Source organism: Oleiphilus sp. HI0123 (genome assembly GCF_001635315.1).
Window position 1 is genome coordinate 1 of record NZ_LWGE01001337.1, and the last position, 2,970, is coordinate 2,970.

General features: G+C 43.0%; 4 protein-coding genes and 1 pseudogene. All 5 read right to left on the bottom strand.

Features of this window, described 5'->3' with window-relative positions; all coding sequences use genetic code 11:
* A pseudogene (locus A3761_RS16620) lies at window positions 1-189 on the bottom strand (hypothetical protein); the annotation flags it as partial.
* The gene (gene fliO, locus A3761_RS16625; RefSeq protein WP_068511678.1) at window positions 186-782 is read right to left on the bottom strand and encodes a flagellar biosynthetic protein FliO; all 597 of its coding nucleotides are present in this window, start codon (window positions 780-782) and stop codon (window positions 186-188) included. The gene fliO and the pseudogene A3761_RS16620, both read right to left, overlap by 4 nt.
* Before the next feature lie 4 nt (window positions 783-786).
* Window positions 787-1,287, bottom strand: coding sequence for a flagellar motor switch protein FliN (gene fliN, locus A3761_RS16630; RefSeq protein ID WP_068511675.1), 501 nt, complete (start codon window positions 1,285-1,287; stop codon window positions 787-789).
* A complete protein-coding gene (fliM, locus tag A3761_RS16635; RefSeq protein WP_197470043.1) occupies window positions 1,280-2,296 on the bottom strand; it encodes a flagellar motor switch protein FliM in 1,017 nt (338 codons plus the stop codon). The genes fliN and fliM overlap by 8 nt, the downstream gene beginning before the upstream one ends.
* Before the next feature lie 96 nt (window positions 2,297-2,392).
* Window positions 2,393-2,896: a flagellar basal body-associated protein FliL gene (gene fliL / locus A3761_RS16640; protein ID WP_068513649.1), complete on the bottom strand. Its 504-nt coding sequence runs from the start codon at window positions 2,894-2,896 to the stop codon at window positions 2,393-2,395.
* Between the last annotated feature and the right edge of the window lie 74 nt (window positions 2,897-2,970).

The following is a 2,970-nucleotide window of genomic DNA, read 5'->3' on the forward strand; positions in this document are numbered from 1 at the left end:
TAGCGCAAGAACCTGGATCGTCACCGTATAGGTCTGCGAACCATCAGAATTATTTACCAGGGTTAGAGCAGGAATACCCGGGCTTCCTTGCGCACCTTCAGCAAAAGCTGAAAATGACAACAATGACAGAACGACACCTAGTGCTAGGAGTGCAAAAGTACGCACTGAAAACTTTGACTTCGTTGTCATAGCTTACCCTCTTGAGAGTTAAGCTCAGAGCTGCCTTGCTCCTCAGGCGTACTTTTAGTGAGCAAGCCTTTTAAAGTTGTCGAAAAATCGGAATGTGCACCACGACCACCACCTTCTTGAGCGTTATCACTAAGATCAGAATCGCTGTCAAAAGTATGCAAACAAGAAATCTGCTGATTGGTAACACCCAAAAGAAGTGTCTGCCCTTTTACACGAACTAAACTAACTTTTTCTCTTGCACCAAGCGGAAGAGACGAAAGCACTTCCATTTCTCTATTTTTAGCAATATTAAATCCGCTAAATCGGCGAGCAAACCAAGCCAAGACAAAAATGAAGACCACCATTGCGAATAAAGTAGCGACAACAATAGGCCAACTCGTTATCGGGTCGTACTCTGGTGCACGAGCTTTACTAAGGTGGGTCGATTCAGTATTTGAGCTGACAACTTCGTTTTCAGTTTTTAACGTATCGTCTAACTCAACTAATTGTTGCTGTGGCTCAGTGCCAGGATTCGTAGAATCTGAGGATTCATTAGCATACACAATACTGGTGCTCAGTATGAACACCACACAAAGGCGAATCAGTAAGCCCACAAAACTACCCTAAACGCCTGATACGTTCAGTTGGACTTACTACATCAGTCAGTCGAATACCGAATTTATCATTAACCATAACAACTTCACCATGAGCGATTAGTGTGCCATTGACCAAAACATCTAATGGCTCACCGGCCAAGCGGTCAAGCTCAATAACGGAACCTTGATTCAATTGTAATAAGTTTCTGATCGGAATGGAGGTATTACCGACTTCCATCGATAACGTAACAGGTATATCCAGAATGACATCAAGATCGGGAGCGCCTGGGCCACCAGCACCAGCGTTAGCAGCCGCAGCTGGACGCGAATCAAAAGACTCTAGAGGCGCAGACTTAATATCATCAGCATCATCCCCTTCGATAGCTTCAGCTTCGGCCATTGCCGCCGCCCACTCATCCTCAACACTACCTTCGCCGCCTTCAGAATCACCAGACTCTTCCATTGCAGCTTCCCATTCAGATGCTAGTTTTTCGTCTTCACTTTGATCTTCGTTATCACTCATTTTCTTCTTCCAAATTTTCGTCAACTACACTGGATATGAGGTTGGGTCGTTCAATTTTTTCTTCAATTTTCGCCGCTAACTGACCATCACTTTGCCCAAGCTTTGCTTTGAACATAGGGACCTTATTCGCAGTTAGCGTAATAAACTCTGGCATTTCTATCGGTATAACATCACCTTTTTCAAGCTTGGCAACATCTCTAAGTGATATCTGTTCTTCTAGGACTGTCGCATTAAGAGGCACATTAGCCTCTAAAAGATCTTTCCGAATAGTTGTCATCCAGCGCTCGTCAACATCGTCAACATCACTCTGGACACCAGCATCGAGGATCTCGCGAATCGGCTCAATGGTAGAGTATGGAATGGCCAGATGAAGGTCTCCACCACCGCCATCTAGTTCGATATGAAAGGTACTAATTACTATCACTTCACTAGGGCTAACAATATTCGCCATTGAAGGGTTAACTTCAGAGTTCATATACTCAAAATCAATTTTGAAAACTGCGCTCCACGCTTCCTTCATATCGATAAAAACTTGTTCGAGTACCATATGAACAACCCGAATCTCGGTAGGCGTAAACTCACGCCCTTCAATTTTTGCATGACGCCCATCACCACCAAAGAAGTTATCAACAAGTTTAAAAACTAGCTTGGCATCAAAAATAAATAAACCAGCTCCGCGAAGAGGTCTGATTTTGACAATATTTAAACTGGTAGGAACGTAAAGAGTATGGATATACTCTCCAAACTTCATGATCTGGACACCGCCCGTAGAAACGTCGGCGTTTCTACGGAGCAGGTTAAACAAGCTGATTCTGGTGTAGCGGGCAAACCTTTCATTGATCATTTCGAGCGTAGGCATGCGCCCGCGCACAATTCTATCTTGGCTCGCTAAGTCGTAATTGCGTATACCTTCTTCATCGGCATCGTCCTCCGTGTCGATATCACCATCATCGACACCATGCAATAACGCATCTATCTCGTCTTGTGATAATAAATCTTGCACACTAATACCTGACTATATGAATTTTTAAGCAATCACAAAATAAGCTATTTGACGGTCGCGAAAATAACACCAAACAAATAACTTAAAACATCTTGAACAAAACTACTGCAATACAAAATTAGTGAAATAAACGTTCTCTATCTCACCAGCCTCTTCACTACTTAAGACAGTATTAATCACTTCGACTGTCTGAGCTTGAAGCGCTAACTTACCTTCCTCAGTGCGAATCTGTTGAAAGTCCTGATCTGCGTATACATTCAATAAACGTGAACGTATCAAAGGCATATGGTGGTCTAAAGCATCCAAAGCACTGGCATCACGACTAGAAACAGATAATGAAATCTGCATATACCGCTGACGCCCATCGACATTAAACGTAACCAAAAATGCTGGCTTAATTGGAATGTAGCTAGCTGGCTCCTTCACTTCTTCTTCAATAACCGGTTCAGTTGGTGCGTCTTCATCGCCACCAAGCAAAAACATCGTCACACCAACCGATAGACCAATAGCTAAAATTGCAACGATCGCAATAATAATAATTAGCTTTTTCTTTGAACCACCTTCGCCAGATTGCTCTTCTTCAGTTTTGTTTTCTTCTTCTGCCACGTCAAAATCCCGTCATATCAAATCGCAGCTGAGCACCTTTACAGATATCCAGCAAAGTGTATGCCAAAAACAAC

Excerpts from the sequence above, each read along its gene's own strand:
- fliN (WP_068511675.1), bottom strand. The coding sequence starts at position 1,287 with ATGAGTGATAACGAAGATCAAAGTGAAGACGAAAAACTAGCATCTGAA.